Annotated in this window: 17 protein-coding genes; 3 read left to right on the top strand and 14 right to left on the bottom strand. The window is 61.8% G+C overall.

Going from position 1 to position 16,872, the window contains the following annotated elements:
* Nucleotides 1-4 precede the first annotated feature (4 nt).
* Nucleotides 5-1,159 carry a glycosyltransferase family 4 protein gene (locus AB3G31_RS04550; protein ID WP_367849020.1) on the bottom strand — a complete coding sequence of 385 codons (1,155 nt, stop codon included), beginning with the start codon at nt 1,157-1,159 and terminating at the stop codon, nt 5-7.
* 155 nt (nt 1,160-1,314) lie between these two features.
* Here AB3G31_RS04550 and AB3G31_RS04545 point away from each other — a divergent pair, with 155 nt between their 5' ends.
* The 3 genes from AB3G31_RS04545 to lysS all read left to right on the top strand — a co-directional run bounded on the left by AB3G31_RS04545 (nt 1,315) and on the right by lysS (nt 4,445).
* Complete coding sequence (locus AB3G31_RS04545; protein WP_367849019.1) at nt 1,315-2,268, top strand: UDP-glucose 4-epimerase family protein; 954 nt, start codon at nt 1,315-1,317, stop codon at nt 2,266-2,268.
* Nucleotides 2,265-2,825, top strand: a complete 561-nt coding sequence (locus tag AB3G31_RS04540) for a sugar transferase (RefSeq protein WP_367849018.1) — start codon at nt 2,265-2,267, stop codon at nt 2,823-2,825. The genes AB3G31_RS04545 and AB3G31_RS04540 overlap by 4 nt, the downstream gene beginning before the upstream one ends.
* A 75-nt stretch (nt 2,826-2,900) precedes the next feature.
* Complete coding sequence (gene lysS / locus AB3G31_RS04535) at nt 2,901-4,445, top strand: lysine--tRNA ligase (RefSeq protein WP_367849017.1); 1,545 nt, start codon at nt 2,901-2,903, stop codon at nt 4,443-4,445.
* A gap of 69 nt (nt 4,446-4,514) precedes the next feature.
* Here lysS and nagZ read toward each other — a convergent pair whose 3' ends face one another.
* The 13 genes from nagZ to AB3G31_RS04470 all read right to left on the bottom strand — a co-directional run bounded on the left by nagZ (nt 4,515) and on the right by AB3G31_RS04470 (nt 16,870).
* Nucleotides 4,515-5,573, bottom strand: coding sequence for a beta-N-acetylhexosaminidase (nagZ, locus tag AB3G31_RS04530; protein ID WP_367849016.1), 1,059 nt, complete (start codon nt 5,571-5,573; stop codon nt 4,515-4,517).
* 79 nt (nt 5,574-5,652) lie between these two features.
* Nucleotides 5,653-6,051, bottom strand: coding sequence for a holo-ACP synthase (acpS, locus tag AB3G31_RS04525; RefSeq protein ID WP_367849015.1), 399 nt, complete (start codon nt 6,049-6,051; stop codon nt 5,653-5,655).
* On the bottom strand, nt 6,048-6,644 hold the full coding sequence (locus AB3G31_RS04520) for a Uma2 family endonuclease (RefSeq protein WP_367849014.1): 597 nt from the start codon (nt 6,642-6,644) through the stop codon (nt 6,048-6,050). Before AB3G31_RS04520 ends, acpS begins: the two co-directional genes overlap by 4 nt.
* 15 nt (nt 6,645-6,659) lie before the next feature.
* The gene (locus tag AB3G31_RS04515; RefSeq protein WP_367849013.1) at nt 6,660-7,418 is read right to left on the bottom strand and encodes a pyridoxine 5'-phosphate synthase; all 759 of its coding nucleotides are present in this window, start codon (nt 7,416-7,418) and stop codon (nt 6,660-6,662) included.
* Nucleotides 7,415-8,164, bottom strand: coding sequence for a DNA repair protein RecO (recO, locus tag AB3G31_RS04510; protein WP_367849012.1), 750 nt, complete (start codon nt 8,162-8,164; stop codon nt 7,415-7,417). The genes AB3G31_RS04515 and recO overlap by 4 nt, the downstream gene beginning before the upstream one ends.
* A gap of 64 nt (nt 8,165-8,228) precedes the next feature.
* Nucleotides 8,229-9,176 carry a GTPase Era gene (gene era / locus AB3G31_RS04505; protein WP_367850290.1) on the bottom strand — a complete coding sequence of 316 codons (948 nt, stop codon included), beginning with the start codon at nt 9,174-9,176 and terminating at the stop codon, nt 8,229-8,231.
* 80 nt (nt 9,177-9,256) lie between these two features.
* Entirely contained in the window at nt 9,257-9,958 is a 702-nt protein-coding gene (gene rnc / locus AB3G31_RS04500; RefSeq protein WP_367849011.1) for a ribonuclease III, read from the bottom strand.
* Nucleotide 9,959: 1 nt separating this feature from the next.
* The gene (locus tag AB3G31_RS04495) at nt 9,960-10,313 is read right to left on the bottom strand and encodes a DUF4845 domain-containing protein (protein ID WP_367849010.1); all 354 of its coding nucleotides are present in this window, start codon (nt 10,311-10,313) and stop codon (nt 9,960-9,962) included.
* A 17-nt stretch (nt 10,314-10,330) separates the two neighbouring features.
* The gene (lepB, locus tag AB3G31_RS04490; RefSeq protein ID WP_367849009.1) at nt 10,331-11,296 is read right to left on the bottom strand and encodes a signal peptidase I; all 966 of its coding nucleotides are present in this window, start codon (nt 11,294-11,296) and stop codon (nt 10,331-10,333) included.
* Nucleotides 11,296-13,104: a translation elongation factor 4 gene (gene lepA, locus AB3G31_RS04485; RefSeq protein ID WP_367849008.1), complete on the bottom strand. Its 1,809-nt coding sequence runs from the start codon at nt 13,102-13,104 to the stop codon at nt 11,296-11,298. The genes lepB and lepA overlap by 1 nt, the downstream gene beginning before the upstream one ends.
* Before the next feature lie 548 nt (nt 13,105-13,652).
* Nucleotides 13,653-15,119 carry a DegQ family serine endoprotease gene (locus AB3G31_RS04480; RefSeq protein ID WP_367849007.1) on the bottom strand — a complete coding sequence of 489 codons (1,467 nt, stop codon included), beginning with the start codon at nt 15,117-15,119 and terminating at the stop codon, nt 13,653-13,655.
* A 45-nt stretch (nt 15,120-15,164) separates the two neighbouring features.
* The gene (locus tag AB3G31_RS04475; protein ID WP_367849006.1) at nt 15,165-16,187 is read right to left on the bottom strand and encodes a MucB/RseB C-terminal domain-containing protein; all 1,023 of its coding nucleotides are present in this window, start codon (nt 16,185-16,187) and stop codon (nt 15,165-15,167) included.
* 23 nt (nt 16,188-16,210) lie between these two features.
* Nucleotides 16,211-16,870 (bottom strand): sigma-E factor negative regulatory protein, encoded by a 660-nt coding sequence (locus AB3G31_RS04470; protein WP_367849005.1) that lies wholly within the window; start codon nt 16,868-16,870, stop codon nt 16,211-16,213.
* Between the last annotated feature and the right edge of the window lie 2 nt (nt 16,871-16,872).

The raw sequence follows: 16,872 nt of genomic DNA, 5'->3' as shown, positions 1-16,872 counted from the left end.
CGCTTCAAGCATCTGTGTGTGGTGTGCCGTTGAAAGGTGTGGCGACCAACCGTTGGTAGAGTTCCAACGTCTGTTGGTTGATATGGGTACCGGAAAATTCTCGCTCGACACGGGCCCGCGCGCATCTGCCCATATCAGCACGCTGTAACGGCTGCGATATCAACTGCGCCAATGCGTCAGCCAATGCGACCACATCCCGCGCAGGCACCAGCAAGCCCGTCAGTCCGTGCTGCACCGCGGTGCGGCACCCCGGCACATCCGTGCTGACAACCGCCAGTCCGCTGGCCATCGCTTCCAACAAAAACTTGGGAAGACCCTCGCGGTAGGAGGGCAAACACGCGATATGGCAACGCTGCAACAGGCTTGGCATATCGTCTTGGTGTCCCAGCCACTCCACATCACCCTGCGCTTGCCAACCCATCAACTCCGCCTTCGTCAACGACGACGGGTTTCCTGGATCGGGTGCCCCCACCAGCCAAAACCGCGCGCCAACGCCCCGCTGCCGCAGCAGCCGCGCCGCCGCTACAAACTCGACCACTCCTTTGTCCTTCAACATCCGCGCCGCCATCACCACAATCGGGTCGCCTTGGGGCGCCGCGACGGGATGGAACACCGCCGTATCCACGCCCGCCCCTTGGATCAAGACCGCGTCCAGCGGCCGAACTGCCTTGCGCAGCACATGGGCCTGCAGATCTTCGCTATTCTCAAAAATAACTTTGCTGCCCTGCGGATTGAGCAAATTGCGAAGAAAAAGACCCACCAACGGCCTAAGCCAACGCACCTTCTTGTCTTGCGAGGTGAAAACGTAGCCCATACCAACCGGCGCATTCACCACCGCACGCAATCCACGCAGCCGGGCCACGAGGCTGCCATAAATAATAGGTTTAAGGGCGACGTGGTGCAGTACATCCGGCTTTTCCTGACCGTACACGCGCCATACTTGGCGCAGTACCTGCCACTCCTTCCAAAGCTGGGTGCTGCTGCGCTCCATATCTAAACCCACAATACGAAAGCCAGCATCTTTGATACGCTGGGCGTGCCGACCTTCACGGGCCAAAACTACAATTTCAAAACCTTGAGATTGCGCGAGTTTGGCCCGGTCTAGAAAATGCGAGCAAAAAAACCAGTCTTCGGAAATGAAATAGAGTAGCTTGGCCATTCAATACTTGATATTTACGTGCTACATACCCCGGCATCCCCAAGACTTCCGCAGTAACCCATGCACAAGCTACACAGTATCGCCGACCCCCGTAACGGTCTCTGTCCACATCAACCAATGCCAATTTCGCCCCGTTTTTTTGGGTACCTTCGCCCGTGAAAGTACTGGTAACAGGAGCCACCGGCTTCGTGGGACGTGCCCTGGTGGCGCATTTGCTGACGCTGCCGCAGTTTGAGGTGCGGGCGGCGGTGCGGGCATCTGGGGTGGAGCGGCTGCCTGCCGGGGTGCAGCACGTGCAGGTCGGCGATCTGGATGCCTCCACCGATTGGCATACGGCCTTGGCGGGCATCGACGCGGTGGTCCACTTGGCGGCGCGGGTCCATGTGATGCATGAACAGGCCGTTGATCCATTGCATGCGTTTCGGCAGGTCAATGTGGTGGGCAGCACGCGCCTGGCGCAGATGGCCGCGCAAGCGGGCGTGCAGCGCCTGGTGTTCCTCAGCTCCATCAAGGTTAACGGCGAATCCACACCGGCCCACCAGCCGTTTTGCGAAACCAGTCCTTGCGCGCCCCAGGACGGCTACAGCATCAGCAAACTGGAAACCGAACAGGCTTTGCAAAACGTCGTCCGCGGCAGCGGCCTGGCCCTGACCATTTTGCGACCGCCGCTGGTGTACGGCCTGGGGGTGGGGGCCAATTTTGCGGCACTGGCGCGGGCCGTGGCGCGTGGCACGCCGTTGCCGCTGGGCTACATCGACAACCAACGCAGCCTGCTGGCCGTGGACAACCTGGTGGACCTCATCGCCACCTGCCTGACCCACCCTGCGGCGGCGCACCAGACCTTGATGGTCAGCGATGGCGAGGACCTGTCCACCACAGCACTAGTCCAACGCATTGCCCGCGCCATGGACCGCCCCGCCCGTTTACTGCCCGCACCCATCTGGATGCTGATGACCGCAGCCACACTGCTGGGCCGACGTGCGGCAGCGCAACGCCTGTGCGGCAACCTGCAGATCGACAGCCGCAAAGCGCGCACGCTGTTGGGCTGGATACCACCCGTCACGGTCGATGAGGGTCTGCGCCGGGCGCTGGTGGACTACCGGCCATGAAACGGCTGATCGACCTATTTCTGGCCCTGCTGGCCCTGCTGGTGCTGGCCCTGCCCTTGCTGCTGGTGGCCCTGGCGGTGCGCCTCACCTCCCCCGGTCCGGTGTTGTACTGGTCTGACCGGGTGGGTAAAAACAATAGCATTTTCTCCATGCCAAAGTTCCGCTCCATGCGCATAGGTACGCCTGCAGTAGCTACGCATTTGCTAGCAAATCCGGATACCTACCTGACGCCCATCGGTAGCTTTTTGCGCAAGAGCAGCCTGGACGAGTTGCCCCAACTGTGGAGCATTCTGAAGGGCGATATGGGCTTTGTGGGGCCGCGCCCTGCGCTGTTCAACCAGCACGACCTGGTGGCCCTGCGCACCGCCCAGGGCGTGCACACCCTGGTGCCCGGGCTGACCGGCTGGGCGCAGATCCACGGGCGCGACGAACTGCCGATTCCGGCCAAAGTGGCACTCGACGCCTACTACCTGCAACACCGCTCCCTGGCGCTGGATCTGCGGATTCTGGTGCTGACCTTCTTCAAGGTACTGCGCCGCGACGGCGTTACCCACTGACCACAGGACCCACTGGCGGCGTTTTAGAATGGCGGGTTCGGCGCAACCCGCCCTTTCTCCATCCAAAACGCTTCCATGTCTGAAAACACCCTCCCCCCCGCACCCGTACAAGACGAAAACCAGCTGATTCTGGAGCGCCGCGAAAAGCTCAAAGCCATCCGCCAGCAGCAAACCGAGGGCAAGGGTGTCGCGTTCCCCAATGACTTCAAACCCAGCGACCACGCCGCCAGCCTGTTTGAGCGCTTCAACAGCCTGTCCACCGAAGAACTGGCCGCCCTGGGTGCCACGGCCAAGGTCGCGGGCCGCATGATGCTCAAGCGCGTCATGGGCAAGGCCAGCTTTTGCACCCTGCAAGACGCGTCGTTTGGCGACACCGGTGGCCGCATCCAGATCTACATCAAGGGCGAAGACGTGGGCGCGGAGCTGTACGCCAGCTTCAAGCACTGGGACCTGGGCGACATCGTGGCGGCCGAGGGCACCGTCTTCAAAACCCGCACCGGCGAGCTCTCCTTGCACGCCACCAGCGTGCGTCTGCTCACCAAGAGCCTGCGCCCCATGCCCGACAAGTTCCACGGCATGGCCGACCAGGAAACCAAGTACCGCCAGCGCTACGTCGATCTGATGACCGATGTGCAGGCCCGCCAGCGCTTCATGGCCCGCAGCAAGGCCGTCAGCGCCCTGCGCGATTTCATGGTGGCCCACGACTTCCTGGAGGTGGAGACGCCCATGCTGCACCCCATTCCCGGCGGTGCCAACGCCAAGCCGTTCAAGACGCACCACAACGCGCTGGACCAGGAAATGTTTTTGCGCATCGCGCCCGAGCTCTACCTCAAGCGCCTGATCGTCGGCGGCTTCGAGCGCGTGTTCGAAATCAACCGCAGCTACCGCAACGAAGGCATCTCGGTGCGCCACAACCCCGAGTTCACCATGATGGAGTTCTACGCGGCCTACTGGAACTACCAGGACCTGATGGACTACACCGAAAAGCTGATCCGCGACGCCGCCCAGCGTGCCACTGGCTCGTTGCAGCTCACCTACGCGGGCAAGCCAGTCGACCTGAGCCAGCCCTTCGAGCGCCTGACGATTGTGGAAGCCATCCAGAAGTACACCGAAGCCGGCGACAACGTGTTCGATGCCAACTGGCTGACCAACGCGGTGAAAAAGCTCGGCCTGACCGAGGCCAAGAACAAGCTCGCGGGCCGCACCCTGGCCAGCCTGCAGGTGCTGTACTTTGAAGAAACCGTGGAAGACAAGCTCTGGCAGCCCACCTTCATCATGGAGCACCCCACCGAAATCTCGCCCCTGGCCCGCGCCAACGACGACCGGCCCGAGGTCACCGAGCGCTTCGAGCTCTACATCACCGGCCGCGAGTTCGGCAACGGCTTCAGCGAGTTGAACGATGCCGAAGACCAGGCCGCCCGCTTCCAGGCCCAGGTGAACGCCAAGGACAGCGGCGACGACGAAGCCATGCACTTCGACCACGACTTCGTACGCGCCCTGGAATACGGCATGCCCCCCACTGGCGGCTGCGGCATCGGCATCGACCGCCTGATGATGCTGCTGACCGACAGCGCCAGCATCCGGGACGTCATTTTGTTCCCGGCGCTGCGCAAAGAGTAATTTGTATGCTTTTTAGGCTGCCAGCGCTTATTCCATAAGCGTGAGCAGCTATAAAAACAGTAGTACCGGTCAAGGCACCAGCCACAGCGCCTGCATGTAGGCGGGCTGGGTCATCAACGCGTCCCATTCGGGCGCAGGGCCTACGGGCAGCAGGGCCTGGCGGCGGGCCTCGCTGGCCTCATCGGGGTGCCACAGGCCCTTGAGCTGGGCTTCGGCCAGGCCGGCCAGCAAGGCATCGAGCTCCTGGCCATCGCCCAGGCTCTGGTTGCACAGCAGCGCCAGGTCGCAACCGGCTTGCAGGGCGGCAATCGCTGCCTCGGTGTAACTGACATCCTGGCCGTCAATCTTGCGGGCCCCGGCCATGCTGAGGTCGTCGCTGAAGATGGCCCCCTGGAAGTCCAGCTTGCCACGCAATATCTCTTGCAGCCACTTTTCGGAAAAACCTGCCGGGCGCTTGTCTACCTTGGGGTAGATCACGTGGGCGGGCATCACACTGCGCAGGCTGGTGTTGAGCCAGCCGTAGGGCGCAGCGTCATCCGCCAGAATGGCTTTGAGGCTGCGCTTGTCCACCGGAATGGCGGTGTGCGAGTCGGCGGTCACGAAGCCGTGCCCGGGGAAATGCTTGCCGCAGTTGCCCATGCCCGCCTGTAGCAGGCCGTGCACCAGGCTCTTGGCCAGCATGCTGACCACGCGCGGGTCGCGGTGGAAAGCGCGGTTGCCGATCACGCTGCTGTCGCCAAAATCCAGGTCCAGCACCGGGGTGAAGCTGAAATCGACCCCGCAGGCACGCAGCTCAGACGCCAGCACGTAGCCGCAGGCGGTGGCGATGTTGGTGGCCTGCAAGGCGTCCGCCATCCACAGCTCGCCCAGCACATGCATGGGCGGCAGGTGGGTGAAGCCGTCGGTCTTGAAGCGCTGTACCCGGCCGCCCTCGTGGTCCACGCAAACCAGCACGTCGGGGCGGACCTTCTTGATCGCGCGGCACAGCGCGGTAAGTTGCGCCCGGTCTTGCCAGTTGCGGGCAAACAAAATCAGGCCGCCGACCAGCGGATGCTGCAGGCGCTGGCGGTCGGCCTTGGTCAGGCTGGTGCCCGCGATGTCGATGATGAGGGGTGCGTGTTGGGACATGGCAATACTTTATAAGAAATAAGGCTCTAGCGCTCATTCAATGGGCGTGAGCAGCTATCAACACTATAGCAAACCAGTTTCAGGCCGGTGGCTGCTCCACCACCACAAAACTGGCGGCATAGTCGGTCTCATCGGTCACGGTCACATGGGCGCTCAGTTGGCGCTCCTCGAACCAGGTTTTCAGTACGCCGTGCAGCACCAGCACCGGCTGGCCGCTGGGCAGGTTGCCGATCTCGCACAGCCGCCAGGTCATGGGCATGCGCATCCCCATGCCAATGGCCTTGCTGAAGGATTCCTTGGCGCTGAAGCGGGTGGCCAGATAGCGCACACCGCGCTCGGGGTTGCGCGCACTGCGGCGGCGCCACACCGCCAGTTCGGCATCGCTGAGCACCTTTTCCGCAAACCGGTCGCCATGCCGCTCCAGGCTGGCCCGGATGCGACGCACGTCGCAGATGTCGGTGCCGATGCCGTAGATCATGGTCGAGGAATGTCGTCAGGTGTTTCGTCCAGCGTGTCGCCCGGCTCCACGCCTTCAAACACGTCGGCGATGGGCATTTCCAGCCCCACGCTGGCCAGCACCAGGTGGGTAGCTGCCGTCATGTCGTGCAGCTCGAACAGGCCCTGGGCATTGCGCCGGAACAGCTCCACGCTGCGCTCCATCGGGTCGATCAGCAAATACTCTTGCAGGGACGGGATGCGCCGGTAGGTGGCGAACTTCAGGCCCCGGTCGAACCCGGCGGTCGTGGGCGACAGGACCTCCAGCACCAGCGTGGGCGCGCGGAAGATGCGGTCCGTGCGCAGGTCTTGCGCATCGCAGGTGACGAACACATCCGGGTAAAACAGCGCGTCGTCGGCCACCTGGAGCTTCATGCTTTCGCTGTACACGCGGCAAGGCGATCCTTTGAGATGGTGCTTCAATGCAGTCAGCACATTGACAACGACTTCCCCATTCACGCGGCGCGGCCCGACCATGGCGAAGACTTCACCCCGGTAGAACTCGTTGCGCGTGGGCTGGGCGTTCTCCCAGGCCACAAAGTCCGGCATGCTGAGGTTTTTAAGCGGCAATCCCATCGCGGGTACTCCTTGTCAGGCAAAGGCTGCATCAATGCAGCGCAGATAGTCTTGCACGGTGGCGGCGTAGCCCAGTTCCAGCGCGTCGGCCACCAGGGCGTGGCCGATGGACACTTCTTGCACCATGGGACAGCCGCGCAGGAAGGTGGTGAGGTTGTCGCGGTTCAGGTCGTGGCCGGCGTTGACTCCTAAATTAATAGCTGCTGCCGCCCGTCCTGTCTGCACAAACTGCTCAAAAACCTCTTGGAAATGCGGCTGGCCAAAGGCGCTGGCGAAGGTTTCGGTGTAGAGCTCGACGCGGTCGGCACCCACGGCTTTGGCCTGGGCCATGGCGGCGGGCACGGGATCCATGAACAGGCTGACGCGCACGCCCAGGCTGTGGGCTTCGGCAATCAGCGGGCGCAGGCGCTCGCCGTCTTGCGCCAGGTTCCAGCCGTGGTCGCTGGTGAACTGGTCTTCGCCGTCAGGCACAAAGGTGCACTGCTGCGGGCGGCACTGGCGCACGAAGTCCATCAGGTTCTGAAACGGGTTGCCTTCGATGTTGAATTCGCGGTCCGGCCAGGCCTTGAGCAAGGCCGACAGCTCGGTCACGTCTTCCGGGCGGATATGCCGCGCGTCGGGCCGCGGGTGCACGGTAATGCCCTGGGCCCCCGCCTGCAGGCACAGCGTGGCCGCGCGGGCCACGCTGGGGATGCCCAGGTGCCGGGTATTGCGCACCAGGGCGACTTTGTTGACGTTGACGGAAAGCGCGGTGCGCGTGGGGGATTGGCTCATAAATTTTGCAGGTCCATCATCAGTTGCCGCGTATGCAGCGTTGCCATGCCGCAATGGTAGTGCAGCACGGCCCGCAGCTGGGGCTTCAGGCCGTTCAGCACCTCGGCGCAGGCGCGCAAAGTGGCGGTAAAGGGGGCGCCGGCCTGCAGCGAGTGCTGCAGCAGCAGCCATTGGGCACCGCTGAGGCTGGCGCGGTCGTCCTGTTGGCTTTGGCGCAGGCCGCCCTCGGCCACCAGGCTGTAGCGGCCCGCGGGGTCCAGCGGCTCCAGCGTCATGGTTTGCACGTCCAGCGAGGGCAGCAGCCCGATCTCGCGCAGCAGCAACAGCTCGAAGGCCCGCAGCGCGGGTTGCAGGGCCTCGCCATGTTCGGAGGCCAGCACCTGGACCGCAATGGCGTAGGCATCGAACAGCACGGCGTGCGGGTCGTCGCGGGCCAGCAGGCGCATCAGCAGTTCGTTGAGGTAGTAGCCCGACAGCAGTGCGTCGCCGGTGGGCATCACATGGCCGCCCACCCACTCGGCCGCCTTGAGGGTGCGGATCTCGGCATCGCCGCCAAACGACAGCCGCAGGGGTTGCAGCGGCAGCAAGATGGGGCGAAAGTTGGAGGTGGGCTTTTTCACCCCCTTGGCCACGATGGCCATGCGGCCGTGGTGGCGGGTGAAGACTTCCAGGATCAGGCTGGACTCGCTCCAGTCGTAGCGGTGGAGCACATAAGCAGGTTCATCCAGCGTGCGTTTGGTGGCCATGGTCAGATAAAAACAGGGCTACACAGCACGCCAGGGCCGACCGGTGGCCCAGGGGGGTGCGTGGTCAGTCGCCGTAGCCGAAAGAGCGCACGCGGGCTTCGTCGTCGGCCCAGCCGGAGCGAACCTTGACCCAGACCTCAATGAACACCTTGGCATCCATGAGCTTTTCGAGTTCGACACGGGTTTCCATGCCGATGCGCTTGATGCGCTCGCCCTTGTCGCCGATCACCATGGCTTTGTGGCCATCGCGCTCGACCACGATGGTGGCAGCGATTTTCAGCAGGCGCTTCTGGCCTTTGCGGGCGGGTGGCTCTTCTTCGAACTTGTCGATGATGACGGTAGAGGTGTAGGGCAACTCGTCGCCGGTGAGGCGGAACAGCTTTTCGCGCACGGTCTCGGCGGCCTGGAACTTCTCGCTGCGGTCGGTCAGCTCGTCTTCGGCGTACCACCAGCCCTGCTCGGGCAGGTACTTGGCGCAGATGGCGAACAGGCGCTCGATGTCCTTGGCGTTCTTGGCCGACATGGGCACAAATTCGGCGAACTTGTGGCGCTCTTGCATGGATTGCAGCCAGGGGGCGATTTCGGCCCGGCGGTGTACGTTGTCCAGCTTGTTGGCGATCAGCAGCACGGGGATGTCTTGCTTGAGCAGCGACAGCACCTTGGCATCGGCCAGGGTGAAGCTGCCGGCCTCGACGACAAACAAGATCAGGTCCACATCGCCCACTGCGCCCAGCACGGTTTTGTTCAGCGAGCGGTTCAGCGCATTGTTGTGGTGGGTCTGGAAGCCGGGGGTGTCGACAAACACGAACTGGGTGTTCTCGCGGGTACGGATGCCGGTGATGCGGTGGCGCGTGGTCTGCGCCTTGCGCGAGGTGATGCTGATTTTTTGCCCCACCACGGCATTGAGCAGGGTGGATTTGCCCACGTTGGGCTTGCCCACGATGGCCACCAGGCCGCAGCGCTGGCCGGTGGTGTCGCCACCGGGAGCCACTTTTTTCAGCCCGGCCAGCATGCCTTCCAGCGAAGACAGGGCATCTTCCGGGGTGTCGGCGGATTCAGGGACGGGAACGGATTCGGGGTTTTGGCTTGCGGTCATTTGGAGGCTTTCACGGAGACGGCTTTGGATTGAAGTTTGACCAGCATGGCAGCCGCCGCAGCCTGTTCACCAGCGCGGCGCGAGCCGCCAATGCCGCGCTCGGTTTGGCCGAGCTCAACAATTTCACATTCCACATCGAAGGTTTGCCGGTGGGCAGCCCCCAAGGTGCTGACCACGCGGTAGGCGGGTACTTTCATTTTGCGACCCTGCAGCCACTCCTGCAACTCGGTCTTCGGGTCTTTGCCGATGGCCTGCATCTGGGGGTTGATTTCGACCTCTTTGAACAGGCGGTGCACCAGGGCCTCGGCAGCGTCGTACCCGGCATCCAGGTACACCGCGCCGATCACGGCTTCCAGGGCATCGGCCAGGATGGACGGGCGCTTTTGTCCGCCGGAGCGGGCCTCGCCCTCCCCCAGGCGCAGCACGCTGGGCAGATCCAGCACCACGGCCAATTGGTGCAAGGTGTCTTGCTTGACCATGTTGGCGCGCACGCGGGACAGATCGCCCTCGGGCAGGTCCTTGAGGCGGGTGTAGAGCAGGCCTGCCACCGACAGGTTCAGTACCGAGTCGCCCAGAAATTCAAGCCGCTCGTTGTGGTCGGCCGAAAAGCTGCGGTGGGTGGTGGCACGCACCAGCAATTTGCCATCGGAAAAAACATGCTGCAGTCGTTGCTGCAGCGCTAGAAGGCCATCGTTCACGCTATTTGCTGGTTCCGGTGTACTTGATGAGCAAATAAGCTGGGCCCACCAATTCAATTTCTTTGTTGTAGGCGATGGAGACCACGACCTTGTCGCCGTTCTTGGTCACGTTCAGGTCTTTGCCGGACACGGACGAGATGTCGTCGATGGTGGCGGCTTTGTCGAAAATGGAGCGCACTTCGGGCACGGTGTTGCCGGACTTGGATTTCTCCAGGGCTTTCAAAATCGCCTGGTGTTCGATCACGGTCGGCACCACCTTGGCCCCCACCACGAACACCGAGAAGATCAGCACGCCCAAGAAGATGACGCCGAAGAAAGACAGGCCGCGTTGTTTGGACCTCAATGCATGTTTCATCACTTGCCCTTTCAAACCTAGTGGAACGCGCCAATGCGTTTGATGTTGCCGAAATTCATCCACACAAAGAAGGCCTTGCCGACGATGTTTTTGTCGGGCACAAAGCCCCAGTAGCGCGAATCCAGCGAGTTGTCGCGGTTATCGCCCATCATGAAATACTGGCCTTCGGGGACTTTGCAGACCACGCCTTCGACGCTGTACTGGCAGTTTTGCCGAAACGCAAAGTCATCAGCGCCCTGTACAAAGGCGGGGCGGCTCTCGTCATTGAGCAGGCGGTGCGGCTGGTCGCCCAGGGTTTCTTCAAACTGCTTGAAGTAGCGCATCTGGTCTTCGTCGAAGAAATCGGGAATGGCCTTGGTGTCCAGCGCCTTGCCGTTGATGGTCAAACGCTTGTTGATGTAGGCCACTTCGTCGCCCGGCACGCCGACCACCCGCTTGATGTAGTCCAGGCTGGGCTTGGGAGGGTAGCGGAAGACCATCACGTCACCACGCTGGGGGGGCGTACCGTCGGTCAGCTTGGTGTTGAGCACCGGCAAACGCACGCCGTAGTGGAATTTGTTCACCAAAATCAGGTCGCCCACCAACAGCGTGGGAATCATCGAGCCCGAGGGGATCTTGAACGGCTCAAACAGGAACGAGCGCAGCAAAAACACCGCCAGAATCACCGGAAACAGGCCCGCAGTCCAGTCCAGCCACCAGGGCTGTTGCAACATGCGCACCTTGGTGTCAGGCGACACAGTGTCCACCTGGGTGATGCCCATCTTGTTCAGTTCCGCCAGCCGCTGGGCCGCCGATTGCTCCAGCGCGACCACCGCATGCTGGCGGCGCGGCAAAAAGTAAAACCGCTCGGCCAGCCAGTACAAACCGGTCACAAAGGTGGCCAGAAACAGCAGCAAGGCAAAGTTGCCCTCCAGCATGCCCATGTACCAAGCCCCACCATAGGCGACAAAAGCCGCCAGAACCATCGCCGTCAGAACTTGCATCAATCTTCCACCTGCAGAATTGCCAGAAAAGCCTCTTGCGGCACTTCTACCGAGCCGATTTGCTTCATGCGTTTTTTACCTTGTTTTTGCTTGTCAAGCAGCTTGCGCTTGCGCGAAATGTCGCCGCCATAGCACTTGGCAATGACGTTCTTGCGCAGCGCTTTGATTGTCTCACGGGCAATAATGCCGGATCCAATGGCCGCCTGGATGGCCACGTCGAACTGCTGGCGGGAAATGATCTCGCGCATCTTGGCCACCACGGCCCGACCCCGGTACTGCGACTGGCTGCGGTGCACGATGATCGACAGGGCGTCGACCTTTTCGCTGTTGAGCAAGATATCCACTTTCACTACATCGGCCGCGCGGTACTCCTTGAACTCGTAGTCCATGGAGGCATAGCCCCGGCTCACCGATTTAAGCTTGTCGAAGAAGTCCAGCACGATCTCGGCCAGCGGCATCTCGTAGGTCAGCACGACCTGGCGGCCCTTGTAGGCCATGTTCATCTGCACACCGCGCTTCTGGTTGGCCAGCGTCATCACCACGCCCACGTACTCTTGCGGCATATACAAGTGCACGGTGACGATGGGTTCGCGGATTTCTTCCATGCGGCTGGAATCGGGCATCTTGGCGGGGTTTTCCACCATGGTGATGGTGCCGTCCGAGCGCGCCACCTGGTAGACCACGCTGGGGGCGGTGGTGATCAGGTCCTGGTCGAATTCGCGCTCCAAGCGCTCTTGCACAATTTCCATGTGCAGCAGCCCCAAAAAGCCGCAGCGAAAGCCAAAGCCCAGCGCCTGCGACACCTCGGGCTCGTAGTGCAGCGAGGCATCGTTGAGCTTGAGCTTTTCGAGCGCATCGCGCAGCGACTCGTACTCGCTGGCTTCGGTGGGGTACAGCCCGGCAAACACCTGGGGCTGGATTTCCTTGAAGCCGGGCAAGGCCTCTTCGGCCGGGCCTGCGTTGTTGGGCAGCTTTTTGTCCAGGGTGACGGTATCGCCCACCTTGGCAGCCTGCAATTCCTTGATACCCGCGATGATGAAACCCACCTCGCCCGCCTCCAGCGACTGGCGCACTTCGGTGCCGGGGGTGAACACCCCCAGGTTGTCGGCGTTGTAGCAGGCGGCCGAGGCCATCATGCGGATGCGCTCGCCCTTGGCCAGGCGGCCATCCACCACCCGCACCAGCATCACCACGCCCACATACGGGTCGAACCAACTGTCGATGATCATGGCCCGCAACGGGGCTGCCGGGTCGCCCTTGGGCGATGGCACCTTGGCCACGATGGCTTCCAGAATTTCGTCGATGCCTACGCCGGTTTTGGCCGAGCAGGGAATCGCGTCGGTGGCATCAATGCCGATCACGTCTTCGATTTCCAGCTTGGCGTTGTCCAGGTCGGCGTTGGGCAGGTCAATCTTGTTCAGCACAGGCACCACTTCCACGCCCAGCTCCAGCGCGGTGTAGCAGTTGGCCACGGTTTGGGCTTCCACGCCCTGGCTCGCATCGACCACCAGCAGCGCACCTTCGCAGGCCGACAGGGAACGGCTCACTTCGTAGGAAAAGTCCACGTGGCCGGGGGTGTCGATCAGATTCAGGTTGTAGATCTGCCCGTCTTTCGCCTTGTAGTGCAGGGCGGCGGTTTGCGCCTTGATCGTGATGCCGCGCTCTTTTTCGATGTCCATCGAATCCAGCACCTGGGCTTCCATTTTGCGTTCGGCCAGACCGCCACAGCGTTGGATCAAGCGGTCAGCCAGCGTTGATTTGCCATGGTCGATGTGCGCGATGATGGAGAAATTTCTGATGTTTTTCATCAACGAAAAGCTTTATTTAAAGTGAAATCACTTCCATGTCCCGGGCTGTATTGCAGTCCAGATCCATGAAAGTCATGGGTGATAAACGAAAAAAGGGCGCGTCGAAAACGAACGCGCCCTGAACCAACAATCTTTGGCAACTGCGATAGCTGGAACTTCATTGTAGGCAAAAAGCCTGTCTTGCAAAGTCCGGACACCCGGGCAGGTCATGCGTTGCAGGGCCGCAACAGGGATCTTATGCACAATTTATTCACAGGGCGGTGGATAGGTTTCTGGACAACATGTGGGCGGTTTGTGGACCACCTGTGCACCATGGGGACGCGTCCCGCATCGTGGTTTCCAGCATTTTTGATATGGTCAAAACCTAGCAAACGGAGCCTCGATTCTATCCAAAATCGTTGCTAGTCCATTTTTAAGTTAGTAGCTGCAAACTTTTAAGCAAATACCGGGCCCTGCAAGAAAATTTTGTGACAGCGTATTTTCCCTAGTCTGCAGCGCCTAAAACCCCATAGCGTGTAAGGCTTGCAGGGTTTTGTGGCGCCAACGAATTACTTCAGAGGCCGGATCAAGGCGTATTGCGCCCATTCACCGCGGCGCAGCAGCAGGTTGATGGGTTTGCTTTTATCCATCTTGGCCACTGCTGCCTCGAACTCCTTGACGCTGCCGACCTCGGCGTTGGCAATGGCCACGATCACGTCACCCTCCTTCACCCCAGCGCGGGCTGCGCCCTCGGTGGCGCTATCGACCTTGACACCGCCTTTGAGCTTGAGCTCCTTTTTCTGCGCGTCGGTGAGCTCGCTCACCACCAGGCCCAACTGCTGGCCCGCAGACGATGCCTTGGGTTTGTCTTCTTTGCCCGAGGCCTTTTTAACCGGCCGATCGTCTTCGATCTCGGCAATCGACACCGTCAACTCCTTGGTGGCACCGCGGCGGAACACGGTCAGGCTGCTCTTGGAGCCGGGCTTGGTATTGCCCACCAGGCGCGGCAGGTCCGAGGACTTGTCGATCGCCTTGCCGTCGAACTTGGTGATGATGTCACCCGCTTCCACACCGGCTTTTTCGGCGGGCGAGCCGGTTTCGACACCGCGCACAAACGCGCCCTGCGCCTTGCCCAGGCCGACCGAATCCGCCACTTCCTTGGACACGGTTTCGATCTGCACACCGATACGGCCACGCGACACCCGGCCCGAGGCGCGCAACTGGTCGCTGACGCGAGAGGCTTCATCGATGGGAATGGCAAACGAAATGCCCATGAAGCCGCCCGAGCGCGAGTAGATCTGGCTGTTGATGCCCACCACCTCGCCGCGCATATTGATCAGTGGACCGCCGGAATTGCCGGGGTTGATGGCCACATCGGTCTGGATGAAGGACAGGTAGTCACCGGTATCGCGCTGCTTGGCGCTGACGATGCCCGCGGTCACGGTGTTCTCCAGGCCGAAAGGCGAACCGATCGCCATCACCCATTCGCCCACCTTGAGGCGGCCCACGTCGCCCAGCTTGACGGCCGGCAGGCCGGTGGCGTCGATCTTGACCAGGGCCACGTCGCTGCGCTTGTCAAAACCGATGATCTTGGCCTTGAGTTCGCGCTTGTCGGTCAGGGTAACCAGGACCTCTTCTGCGCCTTCGACCACGTGGGCGTTGGTCATGATGTAGCCGTCGGCGCTCAGAATGAAGCCCGAACCCACGCCGCGCGGCACTTCCTCTTCCGGTTGCTGGGGTTTTTGCGGGCGCGGCGCCTGGCGCGGCATATTAGGGATCGGCACGCCAAAACGCTTGAAAAATTCTTGCATGTCTTCGTCCATGCCATTGCCTTGCGCCGCGTGGGCCGAGGCTTTTTCCAGCGTGCGGATGTTGACCACCGACGGTCCGACCTGCTCCACCAGATCGGTGAAGTCCGGCAGCGTGCGGGTCTGCGCCCACACCGGCGCGCTGGGCACCACGGTCGCCACCGACACCAAGGCCATGCTGCACACCACCGCAGCAAAACGGATATTTTTCAAACTGACCTGAAACATAGCCAACATCCTTCAAAACAATCGATAGAAAACCTGGAAACAGCGCTACTTCACCCGCTCCAACCCTTGGCCAAAGGCCTTCAGGGTGACCAGCGGAACCTCTCCCACCGCCGTCAGCCACCAGGCCCCCATGCGGCGGGTCAGGGACTGGGTGGCGCCTACGGCCATTACCCCTTCCTGCAGGTGGCGCTGCGGCTCATAGGCCTCGACAAACAGCGACACCGAGGCCAGCCCGTCCGAAAACACCCACTGCACCGTACCGTCAGACGGCCCCCCCGGCGTGTTACCTACCGCACGGCGGAAGCAGCTCATAGGTTTGAAGCCGGCCACGCCATTTTTCAAGACCCAGCCTTCCGACAAGGCCGTGGTTTTGCGCATGGACGAGGTTTCGACCCGGTAGCCTGCGGTATTGGCCATCATCTGGCCCAAGGTGTCCATCTTCACGGGGGCATCCAGCTGCAGCTCGGAGAAAGCCGCCTGCTCCAGCACCTGGCCATCCACATCGAGCGTCTGCAGCTTGACCACCAGGCCGGACTTCTTCTCGCTCCAGATGCGGTAGCCGTAGCGCAAGCCGTCTTTGGGCTTGAGCAGCACCATATCGGCGTCGAAACCCGCAACCCGCTCGCTGCCCACCTGCTTGGCGGCATAAAACGCGGGGATGGCAAAGTCGCCCGCCTCCAGCAAATTGGGGAACAGGCCCAGCGATTCCCGTTTTTCAACGACTGCTACCTTGGTCTCAGGCATGAAGGTAATAACCTGGTCATTGCGGCGGAAGGTGGAGCGTGGCGCGCCGGTCAGGGATTCGACCCGCTCCATCTGCTGCGCGCCGTCGCATACATGCCAGATCCGTGCGCTGGACAGGCTGCCCGCACCGTACGACACCACAAACGTGCCGATGTAGGCGCGCTTGCCCGAGGCCTCGTGCATGCGCATCAGCCACTCGCTGACGGTGCGCTCGGGCACCGCAGCAGCGGAAGCAGGCTCTGCGGGCAATGGCGGTGCGGCATCTGCCAGCGGCAGCAGGGCAGCCCACAGCGCAGCCAGCAGCAATCCTTGGCGGGTGTTCATGGGCATCTCGCGGTCCTGGCGCCTCAGCGGGCGGGCGTCTCGTAGGTGGCGTTGCTGATGAAGCCTGCAGGCATTTGCAAGGCCGAGGTGCCGCCAAACTGCTTGTGCGCCGCCATCAATGCGTCCAGGCGGGCATCGCGCAGCATGACCTGGGGAGCCGCGTTCTTCGGACTGTCCAACGCCACGGCTTGCAACACGGGCGTGGCGGAGGTGGCTTGGGCCAGTTGCTGCCCGGTTGGGGTGCCGCCCAGGCCGCCCATGACGTTCCAGCCAACGGCCACGACCGCCAGCACAGAGGCCAAGCCAGCCACCATCTTCCAGCGAAAACTGGGCGCATTGGCCGCTACATCGTCAGAAATATCTTGTGCATCAAACAAGGCCTTAGCGCTTGATTCATAAGCGGCAATAGCTATCAAATTTGTAGTATTTAGGGCAGGTGCCAAAACCGGCTCCAAAGCCAATCGGCTCTGGAAGCGGGCCAGAAAAGCCTGGTCGTCGGTACAAAAAGCCAGGTCGTTGGAGCGCAGCACGTCCCCCACCACGTGGTAAGCGTGCCAGGTGGCCTGGGCTTCGGGCTGCTGCACCACGCGCTCCACCGCCAGCACAAATGCCTCACCGCGCAATTGCCCATCGGCCAATGCCGAAAGGGCATCCTGCGGGGTGTCAATATGTTCTTTGGCCATGT

This window comes from Rhodoferax sp. WC2427, assembly GCF_040822085.1.
Classification (GTDB): Bacteria; Pseudomonadota; Gammaproteobacteria; order Burkholderiales; family Burkholderiaceae_C; genus Rhodoferax_B.
Note: the sequence above shows the minus strand (reverse complement) of the source record. Positions and strands in the feature narration are given on the sequence as shown.